20 protein-coding genes, 2 pseudogenes and 1 CRISPR repeat array are annotated in these 26,942 nt (G+C 67.3%); of the genes and pseudogenes, 8 read left to right on the forward strand and 14 right to left on the reverse strand.

All coding sequences use genetic code 11. The features are described 5' to 3' along the window. The first annotated feature begins 166 nt into the window (after positions 1-166). Both FHX81_RS02040 and FHX81_RS02045 read left to right on the forward strand, forming a co-directional pair. A complete protein-coding gene (locus FHX81_RS02040) occupies positions 167-1,003 on the forward strand; it encodes a hypothetical protein (protein ID WP_141974943.1) in 837 nt (278 codons plus the stop codon). Between the two features lie 228 nt (positions 1,004-1,231). After that, positions 1,232-1,870: a hypothetical protein gene (locus FHX81_RS02045; RefSeq protein ID WP_141974944.1), complete on the forward strand. Its 639-nt coding sequence runs from the start codon at positions 1,232-1,234 to the stop codon at positions 1,868-1,870. A 640-nt stretch (positions 1,871-2,510) separates the two neighbouring features. On the opposite strand, the gene FHX81_RS02050 is transcribed toward FHX81_RS02045, so the two are convergent. Then, positions 2,511-4,892, reverse strand: a complete 2,382-nt coding sequence (locus FHX81_RS02050; RefSeq protein WP_141974945.1) for a tetratricopeptide repeat protein — start codon at positions 4,890-4,892, stop codon at positions 2,511-2,513. 321 nt (positions 4,893-5,213) lie between these two features. On the opposite strand from FHX81_RS02050, the pseudogene FHX81_RS02055 reads away from it, so the two are divergent. Continuing rightward, positions 5,214-5,517 (forward strand): annotated as a pseudogene (locus FHX81_RS02055) (transposase); the annotation flags it as partial. Positions 5,518-6,014: 497 nt separating this feature from the next. Here the strand turns inward: FHX81_RS02055 and FHX81_RS02060 are convergent. Beyond that, complete coding sequence (locus tag FHX81_RS02060) at positions 6,015-7,310, reverse strand: hypothetical protein (RefSeq protein WP_141974946.1); 1,296 nt, start codon at positions 7,308-7,310, stop codon at positions 6,015-6,017. A gap of 262 nt (positions 7,311-7,572) precedes the next feature. Here FHX81_RS02060 and FHX81_RS41115 point away from each other — a divergent pair, with 262 nt between their 5' ends. Next, complete coding sequence (locus FHX81_RS41115; RefSeq protein ID WP_211363350.1) at positions 7,573-8,376, forward strand: hypothetical protein; 804 nt, start codon at positions 7,573-7,575, stop codon at positions 8,374-8,376. Between the two features lie 415 nt (positions 8,377-8,791). Here the strand turns inward: FHX81_RS41115 and FHX81_RS40230 are convergent, their stop codons facing one another. Continuing rightward, positions 8,792-8,986, reverse strand: coding sequence for a hypothetical protein (locus FHX81_RS40230; protein ID WP_170231891.1), 195 nt, complete (start codon positions 8,984-8,986; stop codon positions 8,792-8,794). Between the two features lie 160 nt (positions 8,987-9,146). After that, complete coding sequence (locus FHX81_RS02075) at positions 9,147-11,417, reverse strand: hypothetical protein (RefSeq protein WP_141974947.1); 2,271 nt, start codon at positions 11,415-11,417, stop codon at positions 9,147-9,149. 440 nt (positions 11,418-11,857) lie between these two features. Between FHX81_RS02075 and FHX81_RS02080 the strand changes: the two genes are divergently transcribed. Then, entirely contained in the window at positions 11,858-12,514 is a 657-nt protein-coding gene (locus FHX81_RS02080) for an HNH endonuclease family protein (protein WP_141974948.1), read from the forward strand. A 114-nt stretch (positions 12,515-12,628) separates the two neighbouring features. Here FHX81_RS02080 and FHX81_RS02085 read toward each other — a convergent pair whose 3' ends face one another. The 3 genes and pseudogenes from FHX81_RS02085 to FHX81_RS02095 all read right to left on the reverse strand — a co-directional run. After that, positions 12,629-13,075 carry a hypothetical protein gene (locus FHX81_RS02085; RefSeq protein WP_141974949.1) on the reverse strand — a complete coding sequence of 149 codons (447 nt, stop codon included), beginning with the start codon at positions 13,073-13,075 and terminating at the stop codon, positions 12,629-12,631. A gap of 78 nt (positions 13,076-13,153) precedes the next feature. After that, positions 13,154-14,668: a NucA/NucB deoxyribonuclease domain-containing protein gene (locus FHX81_RS02090; RefSeq protein ID WP_141974950.1), complete on the reverse strand. Its 1,515-nt coding sequence runs from the start codon at positions 14,666-14,668 to the stop codon at positions 13,154-13,156. Between the two features lie 695 nt (positions 14,669-15,363). After that, positions 15,364-15,462 (reverse strand): annotated as a pseudogene (locus tag FHX81_RS02095) (IS5/IS1182 family transposase); the annotation flags it as partial. A 35-nt stretch (positions 15,463-15,497) separates the two neighbouring features. On the opposite strand from FHX81_RS02095, the gene FHX81_RS02100 reads away from it, so the two are divergent. From FHX81_RS02100 to FHX81_RS02115, 3 genes are all read left to right on the forward strand, one after another. Further along, the gene (locus tag FHX81_RS02100; RefSeq protein WP_141974951.1) at positions 15,498-15,761 is read left to right on the forward strand and encodes a hypothetical protein; all 264 of its coding nucleotides are present in this window, start codon (positions 15,498-15,500) and stop codon (positions 15,759-15,761) included. A gap of 296 nt (positions 15,762-16,057) precedes the next feature. Continuing rightward, positions 16,058-16,957 carry a TIR domain-containing protein gene (locus FHX81_RS02110; RefSeq protein ID WP_141974952.1) on the forward strand — a complete coding sequence of 300 codons (900 nt, stop codon included), beginning with the start codon at positions 16,058-16,060 and terminating at the stop codon, positions 16,955-16,957. Between the two features lie 570 nt (positions 16,958-17,527). Then, entirely contained in the window at positions 17,528-17,725 is a 198-nt protein-coding gene (locus FHX81_RS02115; RefSeq protein ID WP_141974953.1) for a hypothetical protein, read from the forward strand. Positions 17,726-18,193: 468 nt separating this feature from the next. Next, positions 18,194-18,769: direct repeats of the CRISPR family, unit length 29 nt; unit sequence GTCTTCCCCGCGCGAGCGGGGGTGGTCCC. A 653-nt stretch (positions 18,770-19,422) separates the two neighbouring features. On the opposite strand, the gene cas6e is transcribed toward FHX81_RS02115, so the two are convergent. The 7 genes from cas6e to cas3 are packed head-to-tail and all read right to left on the reverse strand — an operon-like array spanning position 19,423 to position 26,837. Then, positions 19,423-20,088 (reverse strand): type I-E CRISPR-associated protein Cas6/Cse3/CasE, encoded by a 666-nt coding sequence (cas6e, locus tag FHX81_RS02125; protein WP_141974955.1) that lies wholly within the window; start codon positions 20,086-20,088, stop codon positions 19,423-19,425. Further along, positions 20,079-20,798 (reverse strand): type I-E CRISPR-associated protein Cas5/CasD, encoded by a 720-nt coding sequence (gene cas5e, locus FHX81_RS02130; protein ID WP_141974956.1) that lies wholly within the window; start codon positions 20,796-20,798, stop codon positions 20,079-20,081. The genes cas6e and cas5e overlap by 10 nt, the downstream gene beginning before the upstream one ends. Next, positions 20,795-21,901 carry a type I-E CRISPR-associated protein Cas7/Cse4/CasC gene (gene cas7e / locus FHX81_RS02135; protein ID WP_141974957.1) on the reverse strand — a complete coding sequence of 369 codons (1,107 nt, stop codon included), beginning with the start codon at positions 21,899-21,901 and terminating at the stop codon, positions 20,795-20,797. Before cas7e ends, cas5e begins: the two co-directional genes overlap by 4 nt. Beyond that, positions 21,898-22,512 (reverse strand): type I-E CRISPR-associated protein Cse2/CasB, encoded by a 615-nt coding sequence (gene casB / locus FHX81_RS02140; RefSeq protein WP_141974958.1) that lies wholly within the window; start codon positions 22,510-22,512, stop codon positions 21,898-21,900. Before casB ends, cas7e begins: the two co-directional genes overlap by 4 nt. Beyond that, positions 22,509-24,107: a type I-E CRISPR-associated protein Cse1/CasA gene (casA, locus tag FHX81_RS02145; RefSeq protein WP_246107576.1), complete on the reverse strand. Its 1,599-nt coding sequence runs from the start codon at positions 24,105-24,107 to the stop codon at positions 22,509-22,511. Before casA ends, casB begins: the two co-directional genes overlap by 4 nt. Continuing rightward, positions 24,104-24,466, reverse strand: coding sequence for a hypothetical protein (locus FHX81_RS02150; RefSeq protein WP_141974959.1), 363 nt, complete (start codon positions 24,464-24,466; stop codon positions 24,104-24,106). Before FHX81_RS02150 ends, casA begins: the two co-directional genes overlap by 4 nt. Beyond that, on the reverse strand, positions 24,459-26,837 hold the full coding sequence (gene cas3 / locus FHX81_RS02155) for a CRISPR-associated helicase Cas3' (RefSeq protein WP_342787157.1): 2,379 nt from the start codon (positions 26,835-26,837) through the stop codon (positions 24,459-24,461). The genes FHX81_RS02150 and cas3 overlap by 8 nt, the downstream gene beginning before the upstream one ends. Between the last annotated feature and the right edge of the window lie 105 nt (positions 26,838-26,942).

Below are 26,942 nucleotides of genomic sequence, written 5' to 3' on the forward strand. Positions count from 1 at the left end.
GACCGGTTAGGGTGTCGGCCACGCGGCAGGACGTGCACGCCGCTCACCGACGCCCGCCCGGCCCGCGCCCGGCACGGCGACACCGGTCAAGGTCTCTCGGGGCCCACGTCCCTGGTTCCGCACGCCCTCGCGGACAGGCGCGGGATGTCCGGGAAAGCACACGGCGATGCCCAGGAAGCAGTCCACCGCGGCCCGCAAGGCCCGTGCCTACGTCCGTGCCACCGAGGACGCCAAGTACACCGAGACGTTGCGCGACTTCACCACCACCCCCACCACCGACGCGCCACCCCCGGACGGGTTCCGGATCTTCGACACCGAGGCGGCGGGCCGACGGTTGGCCGCGGCGCTGCGCCGCGCGGACATGGTCGAGTTCGCCGAAGACCTCGAAGCCACCCTCGACTACGAGGAACCCGAGGACCAGCCCTTCGACAGCGGCATCGCCTACGACAACGAGCGGAAGCTGATCTCGGGCGCAACCCTCGCGCTGGCCGAGGTCGCCGCACGACCCGGCGTGCTGTTCCTGGCCGAAGCGGCGGCCGACCTGCTGGAGAACTGCTACCCGGACTTCACCGCCGACGCCGTGCGCGGCATGGAATTACCGCTGCAACACCTGCCCCGATGCCGCCCCGCCACCGCGGCCAAGGAAGCACGGCGCGCGATCCGCGCCCTGGCCGCGGCCACGGACGTCCCCCACGGCGGCGACCACGAGTGGCACGCCTGCAAAACCCTACTCGACCAGGCCCTGCTCCACGCCCACAAAGCCGCCACCGGCAACGACCGCGACCAGGCCCGCTCCATCGAACCCGTGCCGCTGCTCGAAGCCCGCGCCGAACTCCGCCAGCATCCCACCGACCACCACCCCGCACCGCTCCACATCCCCGAGACCGCCACCGCCACCAGGTGCACCGGATGCGGGGAGATCCGCATCTCCCCGCCCGGCCAGCACACCGACCCCTGGCACGGCCACCAGGACGAGCAACTCCGCCTCTACCCCGCCGACTGACCGACGCGCCAACCACGGGGATCCGGGTCGTGCTCGCCGTCGTCGGCCACCGCAACGTCCACGACGTCCCCGTCCCTCGATCACCGCGACCGACCGGGCGCGCCGCCTGGCGGAAGCGCTGTACCGGTGGTCCGGCCACGCCGCCAGTCGGGCGAGGCCGGACCACCACCTCCATCGAGCCGGCTCGCCGCGCAGACGGCGGCCACCCTGATGGGATCATCTCGCGTCATGTCCATCGGAACGACTCGCCACGTCGAGTTGCACATCGGCCCACATCGCTTCCCGCGCGAGATGGAGGTGCAAGCCCAGTGGTCACGCAGCCACGACACGCAGTGGCTGATCGAGGCCGAGGCCACCCAATGGCTGTTGGACCGCGTCGCCGACGGCGAGATCGACGCCGCGCAGGCACGGGATTGGATGCGGACGGCCACCAGTTGGACCTCGGGCTGCTGTGCCTATTGCGATTGGGCCGTGGACAGCCACGCCGAAGCCAGGCAGCTCATGGACGACCTGATCTCCCGATGGCGCCACGAGCAGGACGCCATGACCCCCGACTCCCACCCGTACCTGCTGAACAAGAGCCTGATCCACGCCTGGGACTGTCCGACCGTGAGCACGGCGAACCCGGTCAACCACCTCACGACCTTGCACGCCTACGCCATCGAACTGGACGGTTGCGGCAGCATCGACAGGCTTCTGGAACGGCACTGGGAGAGCTGGACGAAGACCCGCCGGATGACCGCCGCCGACATCGCGGCCCGGCTCGAACGCCGCAACCCGAACGCGAGGGACCCGCGCTGCAAGCGGTGCTCCCCGCCACTGCCAGGCGCGTATCTGTCGCAAGCCTCCGACGTCCAGCACCGCTGACGAAACGACGACTCACGCCTTGACCGGCCGCCGCGCCAGGGCATGAGCGTCGTCACCCACCTGGTGACGACGCTTCCCGAATGGTGAACACGCCGACCTGAGAGGGGAACACACCGCCCGCACCCGACCCGCTGAGGCGCCGTACTGGTGGTCCGGCCACGCCGCCGCGATGACCCGCGCGATCATGCCGCCGGCCGGGCGAGGCCGAACCACCGCCTCCCGTCACCACCGCCGGCGCGGAAGGACTCGATAGGTCTAGCACGACTATTCCCTATTAGATGTGCGTTTTGGTGCACGTCGAGAGGGAATCGCAACGTGGCGGAGTGGTGTGTGTTCTGGGTGCCATGGGGTGCGGCTCGGGGCGGGGTTGGTGACCGGTTGGGCTGACCTGGTGGTACGTGAGGACGAGGTCGGGTGCAGTCCAGCGACCCGATCTTCCTTACTCCGGATCATCGGGCGGACATCGTGCTAGGTCTGTTCGGGCAGTCGACGGGGGTTTCGCCGGTACACCGAGGAGACACACGTCGGTGTCGTCGTAACGTTCCCGCCAGGCCGTCCACCCCTCCCTCACGCCGAGCAGCAGTGGCAGTGGCAGTGGCAGTGGCTCGACCATGTCGTACGGCTGCGACGACGGCAGGCGTCAGGTCTCAGTGTCGACGCCCTCCTGCTCAAGAGCATTTCGCCATCGGTCGAGGTTGCTGCGGGTGTTCAGGGTGTTGGGGTGGTCGGGGCCTAGGACCCGTAGCTGGTCGGGCAGTACCGCCTCGAATTCAGCGACCGCGCCGGCCGTGTCACCGGCCTCACCTCGCCAGCGGGCGAGCTTGTGGCGGGTGGTCAGAATGTCGGGGTGGTCGGGGTCGGGTCCCGGATCTCTCAGCTGATCGAGCAATAACGCTTCATACCCTGCCACTGCGCCAGCCCGGTCACCAGCCTCGCCCCGCCAGCCGGCAAGTTTGCGACGGATAGCGAAGGCAATGGGATTGTCGGGATTTTGAACGTGCGGCACCTCGGCAAGTAATGATTCAAGCTCAGTCACCGCACGCGCCGGGTCGCCAGCCCGCCCCCGCCAGTTGGCTAGCTCGCGGCGGATATGCATGGTGGAAAGCTCGTCGGGGCTTGAACCCTGGAGTAGGTCTGCGAGCAGGACTTCAAAGGCGGCCACCGCGTCCGCCGGATCACCGACGTGCGCTCCGTGTCGCCAATGTTGCCAGTGAATGATTCCGCGACGCATTACCACGAGAGCGTGAAAATCATGACTGGTCGTCAGCTGCACCTCTGCGAGCAAGCTCTCGTAGTCGGCGATCGCACTCGTCGTATCACCGGCTTCGCCGCGCCAGCGGGCCAGGCCGTGCCGGGTGGGCAGAGTATCGGGGTGTTCGGGTCCCAGCACCCGTAGGCGGTCTGCCAGCAAGGCCTCCAAGCCGGCCACCGCACCAACCCGATCGCCGGCCTCGTTCAGTAAGAACGCGAGCTGTCGTCGGATGGTCAGAGCGACCGGATGGCCGAGTCCCAGATGGGTGCAGGCGTGGTCGTGCAGCGTGCGCCAATAGGTAGTTGCGGCCTGGATCTGACCGCTGAAACTCAGTGATCCACCTACACGATCGAACACGTCATGAAGAGTGGGGGTAAGCAGGGCGGGGATGGTGTGAAGGTGAAGGGCTGTGGTGGTCGACCGCAGGGCTTGAACGAGATCTCGAGAGAAGATCTCGCTGGCAGGCCAGGCGGCGAGTAGCGCGTTGGCGGTGGTGTGCGCGAGATGGTGGAGGTGACCGGAAGTGAGGGTGTCGCGGACGGCGCGTTGGACCAAGGCGTGTACCGCCACCGCCCGCGCCGGTCGGTCAAGGATGAGGGTGATGAGGTTAAACCGGTGCAGTCGAGTCAGTCCGTCATAGACGTCATCGGGGGCGACCGGCCTGCCCGCGAGTGTGGTGAGGAAGTCCAGCATGGGTTGGACGGTGAATACATCGTGGGGGATGCCGTTGGGGTCGAGCAGGGCGGCGATCTCCAGCAGTCGGCGGGCCAGTCCCGCGCCTCGTGGCCGGGCCGGATCTCCGATCCGGTCGGCGCGGTCGATGGACACCGACCAGGTCACGGCGACCGTGGCCTGGTGTTCGGGCAGGGTGTGTTCGGGTGGGGTGAGGTCGGTGAGAGTTCGGCGCCAGTCTGCCAGCATCGCCCGGTAGGCGGTGACGGTCAGCAGTGGCTGATCGGCCAGGTACGCGGCGGCCTGGCTCAACGCCAACGGCAACCACCCCAGCTCCTCAGCCAACCTCTGCCACTGCTCCCGGTCGGCACTACTAGTGGTGCCGGCCAGGGCCTCGGTGAGATAGGACAGGGCCTGGTCGGGAGCAAACACATCCAGTTCGATCACCCGGTGTCCGCCGCGTCCCAACCCCACGTCGCGCCGTCGGCTGGTGAGCACGACCTGCCCGCCGGCACCGGGTGGAGGGTCGAGACCGCGCAGGTCGGCCGGGTCCTGCACGTCATCGAGCACCACCAGCCAGCGACGCGATGTCGTGGCCAGCCACTCCCGAAACAGCCGCGCCGCATCCTCCGGCGGCCGGTCGGCGATCTGTGGATCCTGCTCGATCAGCACCCGGGCTGCGGCCTCGGCATAAGCGGTGACCACCGCGTCGCGCGACAACGCCGACACCCACACCGCCAAGTCCAGTTCCGTATCGGACCACACCGACCAGGCGTGGCGAGCGGCCAACTGCGACTTGCCCACCCCGCCCAACCCCGACACCACCACATCCGCGCGCCGCCCGGACCCGACTACCACGACCGCGCGCCCGGCCTCCAACGTCTCAATCAGCACCGCGTGAGCTCGGCGTTCCTGATAGTGCTCCGCCAGCGCGTGCGGTAGCCCGACCCGTACCGGCCATGCCGCCCGTACCGGAACCGCCTGATGAACGACCGTCACGTCTCGGCCAGCCTGCACCGACAACCCGGACCCAAGCACGGTCGAGTCCTGCCGCACACCGGCCACTACATGATCGTCATTGGAGTCGTCCGCGGTCACTCACCCCAATCCATCCAGGCTCACGTGCCGCCCACGGAGATACCATCCCCGGCTCGTCCGCTGACGTACACCGCACAACTGCGGAAAGTCGCCGGTTCATCCTCAACACAAGCAAGGCCACATTCCGAACAGCACCAGCGCCGCCTCCCCCAACGAGGTCCGCTACCCAACGCCATCGGCATCCAGCCACCGCACCTCAACCCATTCTCGGCGGGAGCTATCGTCAAGACCTGTGGATCAAGTTCTTTAGAGGTCCTAACAGAATGATCTTGGCTATGCTTTGATCTTGTCGGATGTGGTGTTGTCCGGTGGGAGGTTGGTGTGGCCCGGCGTCGGCCGTGGGAGGTCGAGGACGAGCTGTGGGAGTTGGTCGAGCCGCTGTTGCCGAAGGTCGAGCGGCGGTTCCGGTATCCCGGTCGTCGGCGGTTGGACGACCGCAAGGCGTTGTGCGGCATCCTGTTCGTGCTCTACACGGGTATCCAGTGGGAGTTCCTGCCCCAGGAGCTGGGCTAAGGGTCGGGCATGACGTGCTGGCGGCGGCTGCGTGACTGGACCGAAGCCGGGGTGTGGCCGCGGCTGCACGAGCTGCTGCTCGCGTTGACGCGGCTGTGGGCGTTCGACCAGCTCAGCGCCCGGCCCTGCCGGATCGGCCGCCCGCCCTGGGAAGACCGGGGCATCGACGACTACCTGCCTGCCGCGACCACGACCGGCGGGGAGAACAGCACCGAACCGCTGTCCGAGCACACGATGGGCCCGCTGCTGGTCTGGGCGCTGCGCATGGTCGAAGACCTCGGCGGCGACATCCTCGCCGCCGAGGCGGAACGCCGACGCCTCACCCAGGCGGCCCGCACAGCCGCCTCCAGCACGGCCGGGGCCGCCGCCCTGCGCGCCGACCTCCCCGCCGCTGTCCTCGCCGACCTCCTCGGCCTCCACGTCAACACCGCAGTCCGCTGGGTCACCTACGCCCGCCGAGACTGGACCGACTACCTCGCCCTCCGAGCACAGCACGCCGGACGTTGCATAACGCCCGGCTGAAAGTTGACCTCTATCATTACGTGCACCGCAGACGAGGTGTGTGTCGGTGCCGTTCCATAGGGGACGACAGCCTCGCGACCGGCTGGTTCACTTCTGGAGTTGGAACTTGGTCAGATCCAGGTTGTCGGTGAGGATCAAGACTGTGACTACGACAAGGCTGAAGATCGCCCAAACCGCAGTGGCGATCCGCGAGTACCTGTCGAGCAGGTCGCCCGTCCTCGTGAGCGCCACTGTCCAGCGGCCAGGCGATTCTCGCCGCAGTTCGCCCAAGGGCTGCCCTTCCGCGTCGAATGCACCCACGAGAACTCCCAGGGCGGCGACCTTCTGCGAGTCGCCGGGTTCGGCCAGAACGATCATGAGTCCGTTGAGCACGTCGACGAGTTGGTCGGGGTAGGCGCTGGTGAGTGAGTCGCTTCCGTTCAGGAAGCGCCGTAGGTAACGGGCTCCTCCCAGGACGCTCGAGGCGAGCGGGTGTCCGGGCCATGCTCTGTCGAGGCGACGGCCCACGAGGGTGAGCGCACGGGCGGCCTGTTCAAGGTTCCGACGCTGCCTCCCCAACGGGTCGTGAGCCCATCCGGTGCGCGCTGTTGGGCGGTCGTCCTGATCGAGGCAGCGACGGAGGGCGACAGCAGCGTGTGCTGGCGACAACACGACGGCGACTGCGGTGGCGAGCCTGTTGAACACTATGAGGACGAGTAAGGCCGAGCCCAGGAAGACGGTGGTCCAGGCGGATCCGTCCGAGCTTGCGGCGGGCGGCATCGACTCACGGCCGGCTGTAGAAGCCGCGAGGACCAGGAGGAGAGCCGCTGGGGCGGAGACGCCAACCGCCCACCGCAGGTGGGTGTAGAGGTGTACTCGCCTGTCTAAAGAGATCCTGGTTCGCAGGCTCAGCGCCCGTCGGACGGCGCTCGGATCGGGACCGGATCCTTGCCCTCGGCCTACCAGCGCCCGCACGCGCCGTCCCAAGGACACTACTCCCAACACGCCGCCCAGGATCACGACGAGCGGCACGCCGTCCGGTACGGCGTGCCCCGACAGCGCCAGTGTCGCGTAGTAGGGAAACGTGACGAGCACTCCTGCGGCGAATCCCGCCGCACCCGCGACGACGACCAGCAGTCCTACTCGACACACCCGTCGCACCATCGCGGCTATCCCCGCGTTTCGGGCGGTCCTCCACAGGTGGCGTTGCACGACCCACCATCGAAGCCCTGGGATCGGCCCGTCACTCATTGCTCGCCAGCGCCCCACGCTCGGCGCCCGGCCACTGAGTTCGTCGACAACCACGGCGACCATAGCCAGGCCGCTGAACACCAGTAACGTCGCGATGGGCGGCGCCAATAGAGCAAACAGTAAGTCGGGATCCACAACGACGGTGTCTAGCACGGCACCCGACCTGGACGCCGGAACGTCACCGCTCCGAAACAAGATCAGCGCCCAGAGTCGGCCGATCCACCAGACTGCATCGTCCGCTCATCGGCAGAAGAGGACGTTCGAGCGGCGGCAGGCGCCGACGACACACGACGATGCGAGGTGCTGGCTGTCCCAGCAATCGGCGCTGCCCTCCGTGACCATAACGCCAGCGTGGTCAGGCCCTCGTCTCCAGCGAGGAATAGCGCATGGTTGGAATAAGTACCTTCCACCAGTAGTGCTGGGCTGGCGCAGCGGCTGCTGCCCCGACCCCGAACCCGCCGAGAACGGCGCCCTCGGGCGGCACCTCATCCGCGGCGCGGTGTTCAAGACCGCGCTGGACGAGCACGGCAACCACGACTCGGCCGGTGTCGAGCGCGATGTGCCCTGGGTGGCCATCGGGCCGGTGGTCGCCGCGATCCGAGTGCTGGAACGCCTCGTGCCCGCGGGCGGGCTGCTGTTCGCCACCGAACGGCACCTCGGAACCTCGCGGCAGCGCACAGGGGCGGTCACCGCAGCGGTGATGGCACCACGGATCGAGGTCTTCGTGGCCTGGGCCAACACCGAGGCCACCACCCGCGGCCTGACCGGCGAGGCGATCCCGCCCGACCCCGCAGGTGCCATCGGCACCGCCCGCTTCCGCAGATCCCTGGCCTGGCACATCGCCCGCCGACCGGGCGGACTGATCGCGCTGGCCGTCCAGTACGGGCACCTGCGCACTGCGGTCTCGGCCGGCTACGCCAACCGGGGCCGGGGCGGCATTCACGAACTGCTCGACGTCGAGAGCGTCCGCGCGGTCGCCGACACCGTCGCCGACCTGCACCACGACCTCGACCACGGCGGCGTGTCCGGTCCGGCCGCCCGCCGCGCGATCAAGGCCGCCGCCACTGCCCCCACCTTCGCCAGCACGATCATCACCGCCACCACCGCGCGGAGGTTGCTCGGCAACGAGGACGCCATGCTCTACGACAACCCGCACGCCCTGCTGCTGTGCCACTACAAACGGGCCACCGCCCTGTGCCACCCGCGACGACATCCGTGACACCCCCAGGCTCGACCACTGCGTCCCCGGCTGCGGCAACATCGCCCGCACCGACAACCACGCCACGCTGCTGCGCGAACGAGCCGACCTGCTGGACCGACGAGCGATCCGCGCCCCCGGCCCGCTCGCTCAACGCCTGCACGGCACCGCCGCGACGCTGCGCGGCCACGCCGACACCCACGACCGCACCCGCATCACCTCGAACCACAAAGACCCGCGAAACATCGACATCGACGAGGACTCCCGATGAGCCCGCGCCCGACGAACGCGACCGCATCCTCGCCGCAATGGACCGCATCCTCACCGGCACACCCCAGCGGTCCAACGGGGCATTGACCGTCGTCGCCCTGGCCCTGGAAGCTGACGTCCCCCGCAACGCACTGACCCAACGCCACACCGACCTCAAGGTCCGCTTCTACGACCGCGCCGCGAACGCGGTGCCACCTCCGGCGACGAGGTCCGCCTGCGCGCCACCATCGCCTCGCTGCACAAGACCGATGCCGGCAAGAACGCCGAACTCGCCCGCCTGCGCGCCGACGTCCCGGCACTGGTCCGCGTCGTCAACCAGCTCACCCTGGAAAATCAGCAGCTCCGGGCCGCGTTCGCACATCCGGACCCCAACGTCATCCCGTTCCCCGAATCCCGACAGGGCAACCCGAACGACTGGCCGGCACAAGCTCACCGACCCGCGCGTTTCAGATAACGGTGCTCGCGGCGCCTGCACAGGTACGCCAGGTGTTACCGCCGACCTGGATCGGTCGTTGCCGCGGTCACAGCCCTTCGGCGAGCAACCGCTCGCTGTCCGGGAGCTTCGCGCTGTAAGCGAGGGCGACGAGCTGGAACGCGCAGTGCTCGTCGCCCCTCCTCGTCCGGTCGAGCAGTTCGCTGTGCCGTCCGTGTTTGGCGAGCAGCGCGGCCAACTCCCGTTGAGCGTCGGCCTGGCCGGTGTCGGCCATTCTCCTCAGCACCACCACGTTGCCCGCTTTAGCCAGTCGCTGCGGGATCCACTCCTTGGCCCAGGACTTGCCCCGTGCAAGATTGAGCGCTTCCTCCCAGCGTCCCTCGTCGGCCAGCAAGTCCGCCAGCAGCATCCGGTGCTTCACGTGCACGGGCCGCAGCCGGGGCTTGGTGGTGACGTCGCGGAGGAACCGGATGGCCCTGACCCGCCTGTTCCTCGACACCAACATGCGCACCATCAGGTCGACTGCGAAGGTGTGGCTGGCCAACTCGATCGCCAATTCGATCCTGCCTTGGTCGAGCAGAACACCAAGCAGGCGTTCGGTCGGTACGTGTCCGGACGCCACCAGCTCCGCGACGACAGCCTCGGCGCGGCCGCCGGTCGCGATGCTGTGAGCGGCGAGGTTGCAGACGGCTTCGGGCACCTTGCTCGCTGCGAGCTCACGCAACTGTTCGATGTCACCTACGTCCGCCCACCGTTCCGCGAACCAGCGGTCGGTCCACCCGTGGGAGCGCCGCCTGCTGTCGCGAACGACCTCCAGCGCTTCGTCCCACCGTCCGGCTCGGCCCAGCAGCTCGACCAGGCGTTCTGTGACCTGTTCCTGTTGGGGCATTCGGCGCAGCGTTGCGAGCGCTTGATGGAGTGAGCCGACTTCGACCAGGTGCTCGGCCAATAGCAGGCCTGCCCAGACACCCCGGCGCTGAAGCAACTCAAGGAAGACTTCGCGCCGAGGCAGCTCTCGTCGGTCCAACGCCCGCCAAGCCTCGAATTGGAAGTCGTAGCGATCGGGTTGATGGTCCAGTAGGTCTCCGACTTCGGCCTCGCGCCCATGGTCGACTAACACGTCGAGCATGTTCCGTGCGGTGGTGGTGGAGCCAGTGGCGACAGCCGTGCGGTAGAGCGGGTCGGCGTGGCGGTAGCGCAGGCGGTGGTAGGCATTGCGGGCCAGGCGGAAGCGGTCCTCGGGGTCCCGGGCGTGGGCGAGCAGGGCGTCCCACAGGGAGTCCGGGGTGAGGGCGCGCCGTCGGGTGGTTCGGCCGTGCTGGTCGAGGTAGTCGTGCAGGTGGTAGCCGTCGGGTGGGCCCACGCCGGGACCGAGGCGCACCGGGCGGAGCGCAGCGACGCCGAGCAGGGAGGTGATGGCGGTCTTCAGTCCGGTCTCGAACCACGTCCCGGGCGCGTCCACCCGGTCGTCGTCGGACAGGTAGCCGGGTGCGGCGGTGGTCAGGAGGGCAGTGGTGAGCAGGGCATGGTGGCCCAGCCGCCGCGCGTCGAGGGCGGCGGTGAGGATGGCGGTCGCGTATCGGTCCTCGGGGGTGTCGGGGTGCTCGTAGCGCTCGACCACGGCGGGGCCGCCCGCGACGGCCTGGACGACTTCGCCGTCGTGCGCGGTGGCGAGTGCCTTGGCCAGCCGGGGGTCGGTCGGGGCGGCGGCCATCTGCGCGGCGGTGAACCGCTTGGCGACCCGGATCCGCGTGACGCGATGGTGCAGCAGGTCGCGGGCCTGCGGCTGGTTCGGGCAGGTCAGGGCGGACCAGTACTGCGGCCACAGGGTGCCCACGACCACGAACGGGCCGGGCAGTTCGAGCAGGGCGCGCAGCGCGGCGGCGGCGCGTTCGCCGTGGGTGTCGAGCATGTGGTTCTGGGTCTCGTTAAGCCACAGGATGGTGCCGGGCTCGACGCCGTTCGCCAGCACGTGCAGCAGATCCTCGGCCGTGCGCGGGTAGAGCAGCGGCCACGTGGCCAGTTCGGCGGTGACCGCCTCGTACAGCGCACGGGTCTTGCCGGTGGACGACTCACCGGTCAGCACCACCATCGCGGTACGCTTCGCCGCGAGCAGCCCGGCCAGTTCCTGGTCGTGCTCGCGCGCCACGTACGCCGGAAGATCCGGCAGCCGGGCGTCGGCGGCCGTGACGGCCCGGTGCACGTCCAGGTCGAACGGGTGCCACTCGGTAATCGGCCGGGCGGGCGAGGAAGCGGCCTGCCGCGTGTGCACGGACACGTGCACGCCGCCCGTGATCGACCCGGCCTGGACGACCGCCGCCGCCTCACCGGACATTTCGTTGCGCACAAAGTCGGGCACGCGCCCGACGCTACGGAATCTGGTCGCGCTTCACCACGGCGATGCTCCAAGGCGGACAACGGCGCTTCTGCCAGCAGCCTCGGCCACACCACCAGACTCCCAACTGTCCCCGAGCGAATCACCTCATCAGACGACACCAATACTCCATCCGAGCAACACGCTGACTTGACAGGAAATTCCTGTACCGGTCGAGTGGAATACCGGCCGCCCGAACGGAGCAGCGACCCGGGCCGGCCGGTTCGCGGCTTCGGCCAATTCGGGTCCGGCCGATCGACGGTGGACAGCCTGTTGCGCGGATGCCTGTCGAGCACGGCTCGGCGATGCGCCCCCACGAAGTGCGCGGGCCGCCCGGACGGGTGTAGCCGCCGACGCCGCGCTGCGCGAAACCCCACCGTCCATTAAGCACCGTAGAACCAGGTGTGAGGACGAGGAGTGTGGCCATGCGGGGCAGGTGCGTCGGTCTGGCAGTGGTGTGCGCGGTGACGCTCGGTGTGGCCGTCCCGGGCGCGGCCCGCGCAGCCGCGGCACCGGAGGAGATCCTGCTGCGCGAAGCGGTGGCGCGGCTGTCGGTGGCCGAGGAGAACCGGGAGGGCTACCACCACGACGCGTTCAAGCATTGGGTGGACACCGATCGCGACGGCTGCTCGACGCGGGCCGAAGTGCTGTTGGAGGAGGTAGTCGAGCCACCGCAGGTCACCGGCCGCTGCACTCTGACCGGCGGACGCTGGTACTCCTTCTACGACGACACCCACGTCGACGACGCACACGGCCTGGACATCGACTACATGGTTGCGCTGGCCGAGGCCTGGGACAGCGGCGCCCGCGACTGGACCGCGCAACGCCGCGAGGACTACGCCAACGACCTCGCCGAACTCGACGCGCTGTGGGCGGTCACCGCCCGATCCAACCGCGGCAAAGCCGACCAGGACCCACGGCAATGGATGCCGCCCCACCAGCCGGCGGCATGCTGCTACCTCACCGCCTGGGTCACCGTGAAGACCCGCCGGCAACTCACCGTCGACCCGGCCGAACGCGCCACGCTCACCGCCCTGACCCGGGACTGCCCCGACGTGCCGATCACCACCCGGCCCGCCTGACCTCAATCGACGTGTATCTCGTGTCCAACATCCAAGGGTCAAGTTCCTGTGGTCGCGGCACGTTGTTTGTGTCGTGGTTGGTGAGCGCTGTCCGATCGGTGGCGGTGCCGCAGTTCAGGCGGGCCAGATCTGCAGGGTCCAGGTGTCGGTCGGTGCCACGTCCTCAGCGGTTTGTTTCCGGCGGTGGGCGCGGAGGCGGTAGGCGCCGGGGTGGGGCAGGTGCACGGTGACGTCGTTGGGTGATCCGGTGGTGCAGGCGAGCAGGATCTGCTCGGTGTCGACGGTGAACTCGCCGTCGAAGCGTTCGGTGACCATGTGTGGGTCGGTGGGGTCGTCGGGTGGGGTGTCGGTCCACAGTTCGAGGGTGACGTCGGCGGCGAGGGATTGGCGGCCGGCGGCGTTGAAGACGGCTCCGCCGGGTCCGGCGACGGCGATCCAGCCGGGTGTGCGGCGGGCGAGCAGGTCGGTGGTGGTCGCCTGGCCGGTGTAGTCGAACAGGACGAACTGGGCGAACTCGATGGAGACGCGTGCGGTGATCGTCGTGGTCTTCTGCGCGGTCATGGCGAGGTCTGATCTCCCGTAAGAGGTGTGCACGCGGCGTGACCGGAAGGGTTGTTCCCGGTCACGCCGCGGAAGGTATCAGTCCTTGATCAGCACGTAGAACGGGTCTTCCTCGACGAGGTGGTCGTCGGCCAGGAACTGGGACAGGCTGTTGCCGGCGTTCTGGTTGTGGACCGAGTGCAGTGGTCGGACCGCGTAGCTGCGATCGGTGTTGGCGTTGATGGTCATCTGCACGCCTTGGTGGGTGACGGAGAAGGGGTACTCGTCGCAGTCGTTGGTGGCGGTTGGGTCGTTGGGGTCGTTGCGCTGGCTGTAGTCGGGGCCGAAGTGCTTCTTGCATTCGGCCACGGCGGCGAGTCGGTTGTTGTCGCGGGCGACGGTGTCGTAGTACATGCGGGTCAGCGGGTAGGGGGTGCCGAACTTGCCCGGGATCCAGGTGCCGGGGGTGCCGGGTTTGGTGGCGGGCAGGTTGTCCTGGGCGTCGCGGATGAGTTGTGCGGATTCGGCGACGGCGGGGTTGGAGGCGCTGAGTTGGAAGATGCCGGCCTGTTCGTGGAAGACGCAGTCGGCGCCGCGGGCGTAGTTGGCGTTGACCGCGGTGCGGGCCTGGTCGCAGCGCAGGTGCAGGTTGGGGGCGCCGTAGAAGGAGTTCGAGCCCGGGCTGTTGGGCAGGTAGAAGTAGGGTGCGAACTCGTAGATGCGGCGCTGTTCGTTGGGTGAAGGGTCGTCGGGCATCGTGGAGCCGCCGGTGGGAAACTGCACCGTGGCGGTGCGGCGGGGGTTGGCGCCCCAGCCCTGCGGGGTGTCGCTGTGGGAGACGGTGTCGGGGGTGCACTCGGGGCCTGAGGGGTTGACGTCCCAGCAGCCGGCGCCGAAGGTCCACCTCTTGGTGATTGGGTAGCCGTCGGTCCAACGCCAGTTGCCCAGCTCCACGGACAGCTCGCCGGTGCGGGTGTTCTCGTTCATGCTCACCATCACCGCGGCGTCGACGAACGCGGCGGCGATCAGTGTGGGGCGGCCGTTGCGGACCTCGAAGTGCTCGGAGAGCAGGGTGACACCGTGGCAGCCGTTGAACCGGTTCTTGTACCAGTAGTTCGGTGGTGGCGAGGAGGCGTTGCGGAAGAAGTCCCAGCACTCCCGGGTCGTGATCCGGTCGCGGACCGGCAGCCCCTCGGCCGCCGCGTCGAGGTGTCCGGACGAGGCGGTGGGAGGGAAGGCGACCTTGCCCGGCCGGGCGATCTCCGCCAGTTCCCGCCTCGACCGAATCGGTCGGATCGGTCGAGGAATCGCCGTGGCCGGGCGCATGTCGGGTGTCGCGGAGGTGGTGACGTGTCCGATGCGGTCGGCCAGCAAGGTCCTCGCCGCCTGCACCATTGGAACCGAGGTGACGGTGGTGAACGTGGAGCCCTCCGGAGCGCTGTGCGCGGCGAGGGCCTGGCCCTGACCGAGCGCCAGACTCGCGGTACAAGCTAATACGGCGGACGACAAAGCGGATCCGCGCCTTCTATGCATGATTTCCCCATAACGACAGGAACAGAGATACGAGATGCCAAAAGAAGTCCGCCGGACACCACGACAAGTGACGCCTTTCACGGTTTTCCTGCGGACCTCAGCCCTCGATGCCGGCTCGATCGGCCGTCAGCGACGTTAGGGAAATTTCCACTGCTTGTCACCCATGATTGCGAGGATCACTCGCGTGGCCGAGATCGACGCTTGGAGCGTCACCAAGCGTGATACATATGGAACGACCGAAGAGACATGCGTCACCAACGATATTCGCTCGACGCACCACACAGCACACTACGGTCCGCGTCGACCGTTCTCGTGCACTACCGGAGTCGGACGGCAGGCAACCGCTGGAACAGCACCTTTGACTTCGCTGCGCTGCCCACGAGACTCCCACGCCTTGTTCGACAGCCGACCACGACTGGGCCTTGAGGGCATGCGGATTACCGACCGGGCAACTCTGCCGTTCGTGTGACAGTCACACCACGTTGTGGCGCACATAGACCGCAAGCTCGTACGGTGAAGCTGTGGTGGCCGTAATTTTACGGTAGAAGGATTCTATCGCACGCGTAGTGGCGTAACCGCCTGCGGGATTCACTTCTCCGATCTCACCGCCGACATCACACATATCACCAATACCTACCGGTGTCACTGAGCCCTTTCCAACCTGACGGCGTGGGCGGTGACCGTGGTGGGGACATAGCGAAGCTCCTGGTAGATGACTTAGCGACCAAGAGCAAGGCCATCGCCAGGAGCTTCGAGTGCTTGAGCCCTTTTCAACCTCATCCGCCGTTGAGGTGGAGTGTGAGCACGGCTTTGGTCAGGTCGGTGATGCGGGTGGTGGAGCAGCGGAGTCTGCGCAGCAGCCGCCAGGCCTCCAGAATTGAGACGGCTGGCCGAGCAGCAGGTGGGCTCGGTGGCCGAGTTGACTCCGGCAGTGTGGAACCGGTGGCGGCTGCACCTGGTCAACCCTGCACCCCGGGCACAGGGTCGGCAACCGACGGCCATGTCCGGCCACGAGCGGTTGCTGGACTCGCGTGTGGTTGCGTTGGCCTTGCCCGAGTTGCGCGCCGACACCGCCCGCACGATCGAGATGCGCGTCGGCCGCGTCCACCGGAGCAAGGACAAACCCTTCTACACCCAGGCGCAGTTCGAGGCGATCCAGAAGGCCGCCCGATGAGCGAGCACGTGCGAGGACCCACGTTGGAGACCGAGATCGTTTCGCGTGCGATGGCCGCGGCGACAGCGCTGACCGGAGAGTTGCACCTACGGGTCGACGACGCGGCCGTGATTCACAATTTGAATATGCTCGCCCTTTGAACAGCATTGGTCTTGCGATCGATATCGACTCATGCTGATGTGGGTGTGCTGACGCTGCACATCCCGCTTCGAGGTGTAACGTATGGTTGCAGGCGATCCGCTTGTCTTGGCGACGATGCGACTCGGACTACGATAGGATTGAGTTCCTTCAACTTGATGAGGGAGTTGCAGATGAGCGAATCAGATGACGCTGTGGCCCTGAAGGTTATCATGATCGGAGATTCACAGAAACTGCGATCGGTTTCCCGTCGGCTTGAAGCTCACGCAAATCTGATAGTTGTGGCAGAAGCGGAGTCCGCCGAGTACTCCTACGGCTTGATCCGGCATTGCCGTGACGATGGTGTTCGGGTAAACACAGTGTTTATCGACCCGCTCTCCGACCGCTTCGATCCGCACCAGTCGTCTCTATTCATCTTGAACACCCGAGTGCAGTATCCAGACGTCGTTTTTGTTCTTCTTGCATCGGAAGCGGATATTCGATCGCGCAGGCCGGACTTTCCCTACGAGATTCGAAACAGGATCGACCACTACTACAGGATAGATCCGTCGGCGCCGAAGCGATTACTCAACGAAATAACGGACAACGCCATCGACCAGTGCCGATCCTGGCATGCGAGGGTAATCCGCGAACCGGCGCTCCGTCGTCACAAGTACGATGTGGCCCTATCCTTCGCTGGCGAGGATCGTGAAATTGCGTCGCAGCTGGCGAGACTCTTGACCGAGCGCGGCATTCGCGTATTTTACGACGATGATCAACGGGCATCCCTTTGGGGCGCAAACCTCTACACCACTCTGTATGATGTCTACGCTCACGAGTGCCGTTTTTGTCTTCTTTTAGTAAGCAAGGCATACAGAGATAAGATGTGGACGAATCATGAGCGCGTTGCAGCGCAGGTGAGAGCGTTCGAGATGCGTGAACGAGAGTACATTCTTCCGGTCTACTTGGAAGATGTCTCGATACCGGGCCTGCCGCCCACTGTTGCCCATGTGCAAGTCAGTCTCGGCGTGATAGGAATAGTTGATCTTCTTATCCGGAAGCTCGCTTCGGCCAGTTGATGTACCTCACATACGTAACGGACGCCCAACACCGGGCAGACGACTCCACGAACTGTCCTTCTCCGTAGGAGGGGGAACGGACCGCAGCCCAGCGCATCGGCTTCCTCGACCAGGTGGCAGGGTGTCCCCTTAAGGACGGACGTCCACGCCTCGCAAAACAAACATCCTGTCATTCCGCGATGCGCGTGGCCCGGCCGCTTGCTCGTGCCACTCCATCAAGCAGGGCGCCCATCAGAGTTAGAGCAGAGCCCACACCCTGTGTATCGCTGAACGCGGCGGCGCGGCGTGTCGGCCTGGGTGCCTGGACCAACAGCTCGAAACCGTGCACAGAAGTCCCACTTGAACTCCACCGCCCACCCCGGACCCGACGGCGGTTCACCTAGGTCGCCAGCATCGGCGGGATGACCGGCTGGTCACCGGCAACAACGGCCGCACGCTCCACCCCGACCACCTCCAGCACCGACGGGCATTCATCGTCACCGGGAATCAGCCGAGGCACGAACGCAGCACCGACAGCTCCACCACACCCTCTGATCGGCGAGCCCGAGTACTCCGAGGCAGCATTACAGCGTGAACAACCCCTACACCGACGCCATCCAGTCCGAGGAGGGCTACCGTCAGCAGGCCGAACACCTAGGCGTGACCGGGGAACACGCCGATCGCCTCCTGCGACGCGCCCTCGCCGACGCCCGCGAAGCACCGGACACGAACCCATACGAACTCGCCTACCTACAGCTCGTCGCCGACATGAACCAAAACCCGAAGTAACCGGCGCGTCCACCCCTTCGACCGGCATCGACATACAGCCACCCACAACTGCCCCGCCTCGGCACCGACGTCGCTGTGGCAACGGCCAGCCAACCCCGCGGCCAACGTCGACACCCAACGTTCCACAACCGCCCTGACCAGCAAGCGCCGCACCTAGATTCGACCAAGTCAGGCGCTCGTCTCGAACCGACGACCTACAGCGAGGTGTGCCACACGCACCGGCCGTAAGACACAGCGTGGAGAACACCCGGTGATCGTCACACCCGAACGCGTCATCCGACGGGAAAGGCGCACTGGGCCGCGGCACGCATGCACTACAACGACGCGAGACATCGGCGCACTGTGCCCTCCGGGGGTAACCACAGCTGACACAGCGTCACCACGCCAGAGCGGAACAGCAGTCGTCCCTACCCGACCAAACTGAACGAAAAACGGCCATCCGCCGTGTATCGTGGCTGGTCAAGGAGTGTCTTCCCCGCGCGAGCGGGGGTGGTCCGATCCGCTTAGCCCTCGCGTCCACCGCCCTGCTGTCTTCCCCGCGCGAGCGGGGGTGGTCCGTCGGCCTGCTTCGTGTGGAAGTGGATGCCAAAGTGTTCCCCGCGCGAGCGGGGGTGGTCCCGCCTCCAGGTCGAACGTGGTGTCCACGTGCCTGTCTTCCCCGCGCGAGCGGGGGTGGTCCCAGCAGGCCCCGGTCGGCCTCGGCGGCGTCGTCGTCTTCCCCGCGCGAGCGGGGGTGGTCCCGTGGATCAGGCCCATAAGGCTCTCAGCGAGGCGTCTTCCCTGCGCGAGCGGGGGTGGTCCGGCGTACCTCGCGTCGATCGGCTGACCGGCGTCGTCTTCCCCGCGCGAGCGGGGGTGGTCCCGCCAAGGACGCGCCTGGTGCCTTCGTCCACACGTCTTCTCCGCGCGAGCGGGGGTGGTCCACTGGTGGCTGCCCAATGGCCTGTTCGCGCGGTCTTCCCCGCGCGAGCGGGGGTGGTCCGTCGGCGAACTCGTTCAGCTCCTTGACGGTGCCGTCTTCTCTGCGCGAGCGGGGGTGGTCCGCGGCCACCACCCGCAAGCACAGCACCTCACGGTCAGCCCCGACCGAGCGGGGGGTGATCCTCTCGGGCTTCATGGCCCGGCGTTCCTTCTCGTCTCCCCTGCGCGAGCGGGGGTGGTCCGCAGTCGCCGGTGTACTCCGTCACCAGCGGTTCCGTCTTCCCCGCGCGAGCGGGGGTGGTCCGCGCTCACCAAGCTGTTCGCCGCGGTCGGCGACGTCTTCCCGCGCGAGCGGGGGTGGTCCTCTCTCGTGCTGTCCACAACTCGTCCAGCCACAGTCTTCCCCGCGCGAGCGGGGGTGGTCCGAAGCCATGCCCTACCTCAATCCTGCGGCCGGTCTTCCGCGAGAGCGGGGGTGGTCCCCACTGGATCACTGCCGCCGCCGCGCATGTCTTCCCCGCGCGAGCGGGGGTGGTTCGCCGAAGGGGAAGCGCTGGCGCATGGCTGGCTTGTCTTCTCCGCGCGAGCGGGGGTGATCCCACGTGGCGTGTCGTCGGGGATCGCATGGTCGAGTCTTCCCCATGCCAGCGGGGGTGGTCCGTATACAGAGTTCCGGTTGCATAACGGCCGGGCCTTTCCCGTGCGAGCGAAGATCCCGCGACTGCGGCACGCTTCAGCTCTGCCACCATGATCTTCACGGCCCCGGTGGGGGTGGGTTATGTGTTGCGTGGTGGGGCGAGGGTGAGGAGGCCGCAGCCGTAGGCTTTGGCGCGTCCGATGCCGGTGGTGAGGGCGTGGGTGAAGGCGATGTGGTCGGTGATGATGAGGTGGCCGTCGAAGCGGACTGGGTCGATGGTGATGGTGGTGTTGTCTTTGTGGCCGGTCATTCTCGGGACGGGTGAGGGGTTGACGTCGGGTTGGCCGTCGCGGGCGGTGGGGATGACGAAGCCGTGTTGTTCGCCTTTGCGGATGAGCCAGGTGATCTGGTCGTCGGGTTGGTGGTGTGCGACGCGGCGGGTTTTGCCTTTGAGTGGGATGGGGCGGGTGTCCTGGGTGGCGTTGGCGAGGAGTCGGAAGGACAGTTTGCGGCCGGGGGTGATGGCGTCGAGCACGGGTTGCAGTGGGCGGACTTCGGGTGTGGTGGTGGTGTAGTCGCGGGGCAGTTTGATCCAGGTGGGGTTTGTGTGGCTTTGGATGTAGGCGGTGTAGCCGATGTGGGTGGGGTCCAGGCGCCAGAGGACGCCGTGGGCTTGGCGGGCGGGGATGTCGCCGTCGGTGTCGGGGTAGGCGGACATGACGGTGCGGTGCAGGTCGTGGATGTTGGCGAAGTCGCGGCGGAACTCGCGGGACCTGACGTTGACGGTCAGTTTGGTCAGGAACACGAGGTCTCTCCTGTGCGGATCATCTCGTCGGTCAGGTCGGTGTCGGCTACCAGGACGTGGCGGGTACGGAAGGTTCGTTGGGCGATGCTGACGGGGTGGTCGTGGCGGGGTTCGGCGCCGGGTGTGGTGGGGGTGCAGTCGGTGACGGTCCGCAGCGGGGCTCTGTCGGTGGCTGGGCGCAGGCGTTCGGTGTTGCGCACGTCGACATCGATTTCCAGCCACGAGTGGGTGGCGATCACGTCGGCGGCGGGTTGTTCACTCAGTGCCTCGCGCGTGAGGAGAGGGCGGGCGGGAACGAAGGCACGGCGGCCGAAGAACAGTGGCCAGTGAGGGCGATCGACCCGATCATGCAGTTCTTGCAGCAGGGCGGGGTCGCCCTCGAGTACGACGAGGAAGAGCGCGTCGGCGAGGTAGTAGCGTTCGCTGACCACGGTGCGGTGGCCTTTACCTTCGGTGGTGGGCACGTTCTGGGTGGTGTGGTAGTCGCGTTCGAGGATGCCTTCGCGGTCGACCCGGACCGCCATGTGCAGGTTCGCGAGCGCCTCTGTCGCCTCGTCGTCTCCGCGGTGCTTGCCCAGTGCGGCGGCGAGCAGACCCACGACCCCGGATTTGGTGGGTTCGCGGGTGGTGTCGCGGATGATGCCGCGTGATCGGGTGCCCCACGATTGCAGTGGGGCGTCGAAGCACAGGGCCAGTGAGGCGGTGGTCATGCCGTTGCCGCGGCCAGCAGTCGGCCGGTGAACTCATCGATACCGGTGACGATCTCCTCGTCCGGCAGGTGGGGCAGCACGCCGGTAACGGAGGCGCCTGCGACGGTGTGCAGGCCGGTGCTGCCGTAGAAGGTGCGCAGCTGGGTGAAGTGGTGGGCGAGTCGTTCGGTGGAGGCGGCCATGAGGTCGGTGTCAGTGACCGGCTTGAGGAAGGCGTTGGCGAGGTTCCAGGCGCCGGTGTCACGCACGACGCCGAGCAGGGTGTCCGGCATGGTGCGGGCGGCGGTGGAGTTCTGCTTGCCGCCGGGCACGGCGTTGACGAACGCGTGCAGCCACGCCCGCACACCACGCGCGGCCAGCTCGGCGTCGTCGCCGAGGTTGTGGGCGAGTTGGGCGAGGTCGACGTTGGCGTAGCGGTAGTAGCAGGCGGAGTTGAAGTCGACGGTGCCGATCATGTCCGCGCCGGAGTCCTCGGTGGCCTTGAGGTCGTCGACCGCGGTGTAGAAGTCGAACTCGTTGACCACCGCGTGGGTGGACAGCGCGTGGGCGACCTGGGAGGCGGCGTCGACGTTGAAGTCCTTGTTGTCGGCGATCATCCGCCCGAACAGCGCCACGTCGACCGCGCGGCTGCCGTCGAGGATGCGCTTGGCCTCCGCGGAGGTGGCCTTGTCCGGCTTGGCTTTCGTGCCCTTCTTCTCGATCTTGGCCAGCGTGTCCCAGTTCGCCAGGCAGTACTCGGCCAGGTGCTCGATCGAGGACCGGCCGACGAACAGCAGGTACTGGGTCAGCCCTTTGTTGACGTCGACGCCGAACCCGAGGTGGCCCAGCGCAGCCATCACGATCTCCCGCGACTCCTTCTCCTCACGGCCTCGTGCCACGAGCAGCTCGGTGGTGCTGTCGACCAGACGCTTGGTCCGCACTCCGGTCTCACCGGCGTCCAGGCCGTGGTAGTTGAACAGCAGCCGCGCGGCGCGCTTGAGCGACTGGCTCGAGATCCTGGCGCGGGTGTGTCCGCCGAAGGTCGCCGTCTTGGGCTGGCCGACGTCGTCGCGGTTGAGGTTGCTGACCGGGAAGGACTGCAGCAGGTGCAGTTCGAGGATCACGATGCGTCTCCGGGTTCGGGTTCTTCGTCGTCGTTGTCGGCGACCGCCTCGGTCGACCGGCCGTTCCTGGCCGGGACGTGGTAGTCGCGAGCCCAGTTCAGGCGGATCTGGTGGGCGTGGTCGCCGCGGTAGTTCTCGCCGAGCAGCACCACCAGGTCGTCGAGCAGCTGGTGGTGGTCGATGGGGATGCCGTGGGACGCGAGTAGGCGGACGGTCTGGCGCAGGTGGTGTGACAGGGCGTCGCGGTCGCGTGCCAGTAGCTGGGTAAAGCGGCGGTCGGCGGCGGTGCCGGTCTTGGCCTTCAGCTCGCCCATCGAGGCGCCGAAGGTGCGGCGGCCCTTCCTGCTGCGCGGTGGCTGAGGGTTGAGTGCGAACAGCCCTGCCACCAGCAGCCAGGTGTCCTGCTCGGCCTGCGGCGGGTCGTAGGGGAAGACGTACTCGAACGCCTCGGTCTGCTGCCGGGTGCCGGAGAACATCCGGCGCATCCGTGCCAGAGCCTGACGGCAGTCGCCCGCGTACTTGGGATTCTTCGATCGGGTGCCGCGTTCGCGGGCGTAGAGGTTGTCGACGAACGCTTGCCGGCGGTCGCGAACGGTCATCGGCTCGGTCATTCCTCCTCCCGGGGGATGTAGTTGCGCACCTCGTGGTCGAAGGTGCGGATCAGCGTGGTGAGGCGGGTGAGGAACCGGTCGAGGTACTTGGCCATCAGCAGCAGGTCGGCCGCCTCGGCCTGGGCACCACCGGTCCACCGCTGCGCGGCGTGTTGCGCGGTGCGGCGCACGTGCCTCGACCATGCCGTGACCGCCGCGGTGGAGGCAGTGCCTTCGGGCCATGCCGTCGCCAGGTCGGTGAGCAGGGTGGCGAAGGGCGCGGTCAGCTTGGGCCAGTAGTCCAGATCGAGGGTGCTTGACGGCTTTGCGCGTTTGTCTTTGCGGTAGTCGCGTTCCATGTGCCGCAGCGCGGCCCCGGCGTTGTCGGCCAGGCTGATGGCCGTGCCGATCAACGCGCCCAACACCTCGTCGTCGGCCCTCAGCAACGCCACCGGCGCCGGCACGTGATCTTCCAGGTAGGTCTCGACGACCGAGTTGTTGTCGTCCAATTGTTGCCCGTACACCCGTAGTGTGTAGACCGCGTCAGCCGGGATGTAGCCGTGCACGACACGGTCCGGGATCGCGTGCAGCGTTCTGGGCCGCAGGCGGGACTTGTTCTCCTCGCGCCGGTCGGTGAGCAGCAGCTCCACGCTGTGCCGCCACACGCCGCGCACCGGGTGCAGGCGCACCGGCAGCAGCGGCTTGTCCTTCATCGGTTTGCCGTTGGTCCCGACCGGTTTGCGGAACGCCGCCATCTTCTCCTCATCGGCCGATGACCCGTCGTACCGGTCCCCCGGCGTCACGACCACCCCGTCCACCACCTGCCGGTCGTCGACCTGACGGTGGAACAGAAGGATCCGCCGTGACTGCCAGGTCAGCAGATCCGTCCAGCCTCGCGAGACCTGCGAGGTCTCCGGCTCGCCGCCCGGTGGCTCCGGCTGTTCCCACACGGGGTGGTCGTCCGGCCACGTGCCGTCCGGGCGCTCCAGTTCCGGATCGTAGCGAAGGGCGTTGAGCAGCAGGGTTTCCTTCAGCGTCGCGCCTTCGACCAGCACCACCCCCATCGTGTTGCAGGGGGCTTTCTGCGACGACTTGTCCTTGTTGAACGGTGTCTTCATCCCACCGGGGTCGAACGCCTGCGCGGTGACCAACCAGCGGGCCGCCTCCGCGGGCGTCATCGTCACCCGGTCCGACGCCGTCGTGTGGTCGAACAACGTGACCTTGTTGCCCACCGCCCGGTGTGGCACCAGCTTGAACGGGGTGCTCGGCGTCAGCTTCGCCAACGCCGGGCACTGGAAGAACGGGCGCACCGGATCGAACAGGTCGAACCTCGACTCCTTGCCCGTCAGGTACTTCCGCAGGCGGGTGCGGGGCAGCTCCGGGTCGCGCCACAACAGGCCCCAGTCCCGCTCCGTTTCCGGCCCATAGGCACGGTGCAGCAGAGCCAACACCACACGGTGCAGAGCCGCAGTCATCGGCGGCGTGTCACCGGTGATCCGCCGCAGGTCATGAGCACGAAGAAGAACGTCCTCCAGACCGACCTCATCGGCGTAGCCATCCATGTCCAGCACGGGAATCCAACGTTCGCTGAGCAGATCGAACCGAGCGCCGGTCACAGGTCATCATCGGTGTACACACCGAGCTCCTCGTCGTAGTGCAACACCCGATCCCCCACTACGCATCGTCCGTTCTCGAACACCAGCGCCCGGTGGTGCAGCAACCACGGCTGCGCCGCGAACGCCGCCGGCACCGCGGCCGCCTGCAGTGCGTGCACCACCGCCTCGGGGACGCCGTCGGGCGCCGACAACACCGTGGCATCGTCGAGCACCTGCGCCGTCACCGCCGTTGACAGTCGATCATCGGCCAGGTCGAGCGGCTCGTTACCCGACACCGTGGTCACCGCACCGGAGGACGGATCGCGTTTCAGCAAGGCGACGGACACCGCCATGGTCAACGGCTCGGGATGCTCAGCCACGCCGCCTGCCCCCGCTCCGAAGGTTCGTCACGTACTTGGGGATGTCGGTCATCTCGTTCAACCGCTCCAACGCCATCGGCATGGGCACGTACCACTCACGGGCCTGAGCCCGCTCCCTGTCGACCGCCCGGCGATAGGTCTGCGCCCACGCCCGCCACGACGCCTCCCACCCGGCCGGACATTCGACCGCGTCCTCCGGTCCGTAGACCGCGTCGATCAAACCGGACACGTCGTCCGGGCAAGTGATCATCGACCGCTCACGCAGCAACGCCCACGTCCTGGCCAGTAGGTGGAAGCGGTACACGCCGTGCAGACCCTTCGGGAACTTCGGCCCCTCCGGTGTGTCGGTCACACCGGTGATGCCCAGCACCAGCTCCCCGCGGTCATCGCGCCGGTGTCGATGGACACGGCCGGCGCGTTGGATCAACAGATCGACCGGTGCCAGATCGGTCAGCATCGCGTCGAAATCCAGGTCCAGGCTCTGCTCCAACACCTGCGTACCGATCACGATTGCGTGCCGCCGCCTGCCGTCACGGCCGAACCACGACCGCAGATCCGCCTCTTTACGACGGCGTACCGCGTTGGTCATGTCCCCGTGCAGCAGGACGACCTCCGGCCGTCGGTCCGGGGGCAGGTGCTCGACCTTGTCGCGCACCGCCTCGTAGGTGGCCTTGGCCCGCGGTCTCATGTTGTGCACTGCGGCCACGGCACGCCCACCCTCAGCGTGCTTGATCAACCAGTCGGCGACCTCATCGTCAGCTATGCCCTTGTCCAGTACCACCCGCCGGTCGGCGTTCAGCTCCTCCGACACACCGACCCCCACCACCCTGGCCGGTTCACGGCCGGCGATCGTGACCCGCGGGTAGGAAGCGCTGCCGTCCTCGGCAGGAACCGCCGAGGGCGCCACACCGAGCAACCCGGACTGCCACGCCACGACCAACTCACGACGACGATGCGACGGCAAGGTGGCCGACATCAGCACGACGGACGCGCCCAACCGCCCCAGCCACATCAGCAGCCGATCCAGCAGCTTCGACATCTGCGTGTCGTAGGCGTGCACCTCGTCGAACACCACGACCTTGCTCGACAACGCCGTCAACCGCACGAACAAGTGCCCCGACCGCACCACCGACTTCAAGGCCTGATCCAAGGTGCCCACCCCCAGAGGTGCCACCAGGCTCTTCTTGCGGGTGAACCACTCCCCCGCCGCCACATCCGAATCCTCACCGTGATCCCGACCGACGTCGGACGGCTCGACCGCACGTTCCTCCAAGAACTCCCTCGCCTCGGAGTGGATCAACCGCACCGCCGTCGAATCACCCAAACGCTCCAACAACTCCTCGACCTCACCGAGGAACTGATGACTCGTCGCCTTCGTCGGCATCGCGACGTAAACCCCGCTCAACTCCAAATCCCGCACGAGCGTGGCAGCCACCTGCAGCGCCAGATTCGTCTTACCCTCACCCGTCGGCGCCTCGACCACCAGCATCGTCGACCCGTCCCGGCCAGCCGTCAGCGACTCCGCCGCCCGCTGCACCGGCCTGACCTTGTCGTGGTGCGGGAACAGCACGCCGAACGACGTATCGACAGGAGCGACCCAAGCCCGCAACCCGGCCGTCCGCACGGCCTCACGGGCATGCTCCCGTGCCTGCTCCACATAGTCGCTCAGATCGAACCCACCCTGCGGCGAGGTGTAGTTCGACGTGTCCGACGCGATCCAGTCACTCACCGACGTCAACGCCGCCAACGACACTGCCACCTCGACACCAACCCGCACCCCACCCCAAGGCAACGACCCCGGCTCAGCCAAACCCAGCGCCCGCGCCACCTCCACCACCATCTCGTCACGCCACCCGGCCCACCGCCGACCGCCGTGATCGTTGACCTCACGCCTCGCCTGCTCGACCTGATCGACAGCCGGGAAGTAACCGTGATGACCACCCAACGCCGCCGCGACCGTCACCGCCCCCGGCGTCTCCATCCCCCACCGCCGCAACATCCCCCGCACGTGCAACGCCGTCACCGTCCCGTGCGGCGTGTCCACCTTCCCCACCCCCTTCGGCCGCTCCACATACAACACATCCACCGCCGCCACCGGCAGCCGCTCCACAGCCACATCGGCACGAAGAGCCTGGAACCCCGGCGCGTACTTCCCCAGGTCATGCAGACCGCACAGCAACGCGATCCAGCCGTCAGGGTCGCCAGTGGCGGAGAACGCGGCTCGCAACTCCCTCACGCACCCAGGCCCCAACAGGACCGGCATCAACAGCTCTGCGACCGCAGCCGTGTCGACGATGTGACAGACCAACGGATGAGGCAACCGTGTCCCGGACGCCTTCCCCCAGGCACCCCACACGGGAGGTGACCCCACAACAACCCACCTTCAATTACTTCTCGATTGCCCCCCCGACTCCCGAGGCTGGACATACAAGCAGATCGTGCACAGAAACGCCAATCCGGCATCCACCCGACTACA

It is taken from the genome of Saccharothrix saharensis (assembly GCF_006716745.1).
Classification (GTDB): domain Bacteria; phylum Actinomycetota; class Actinomycetes; order Mycobacteriales; family Pseudonocardiaceae; genus Actinosynnema; species Actinosynnema saharense.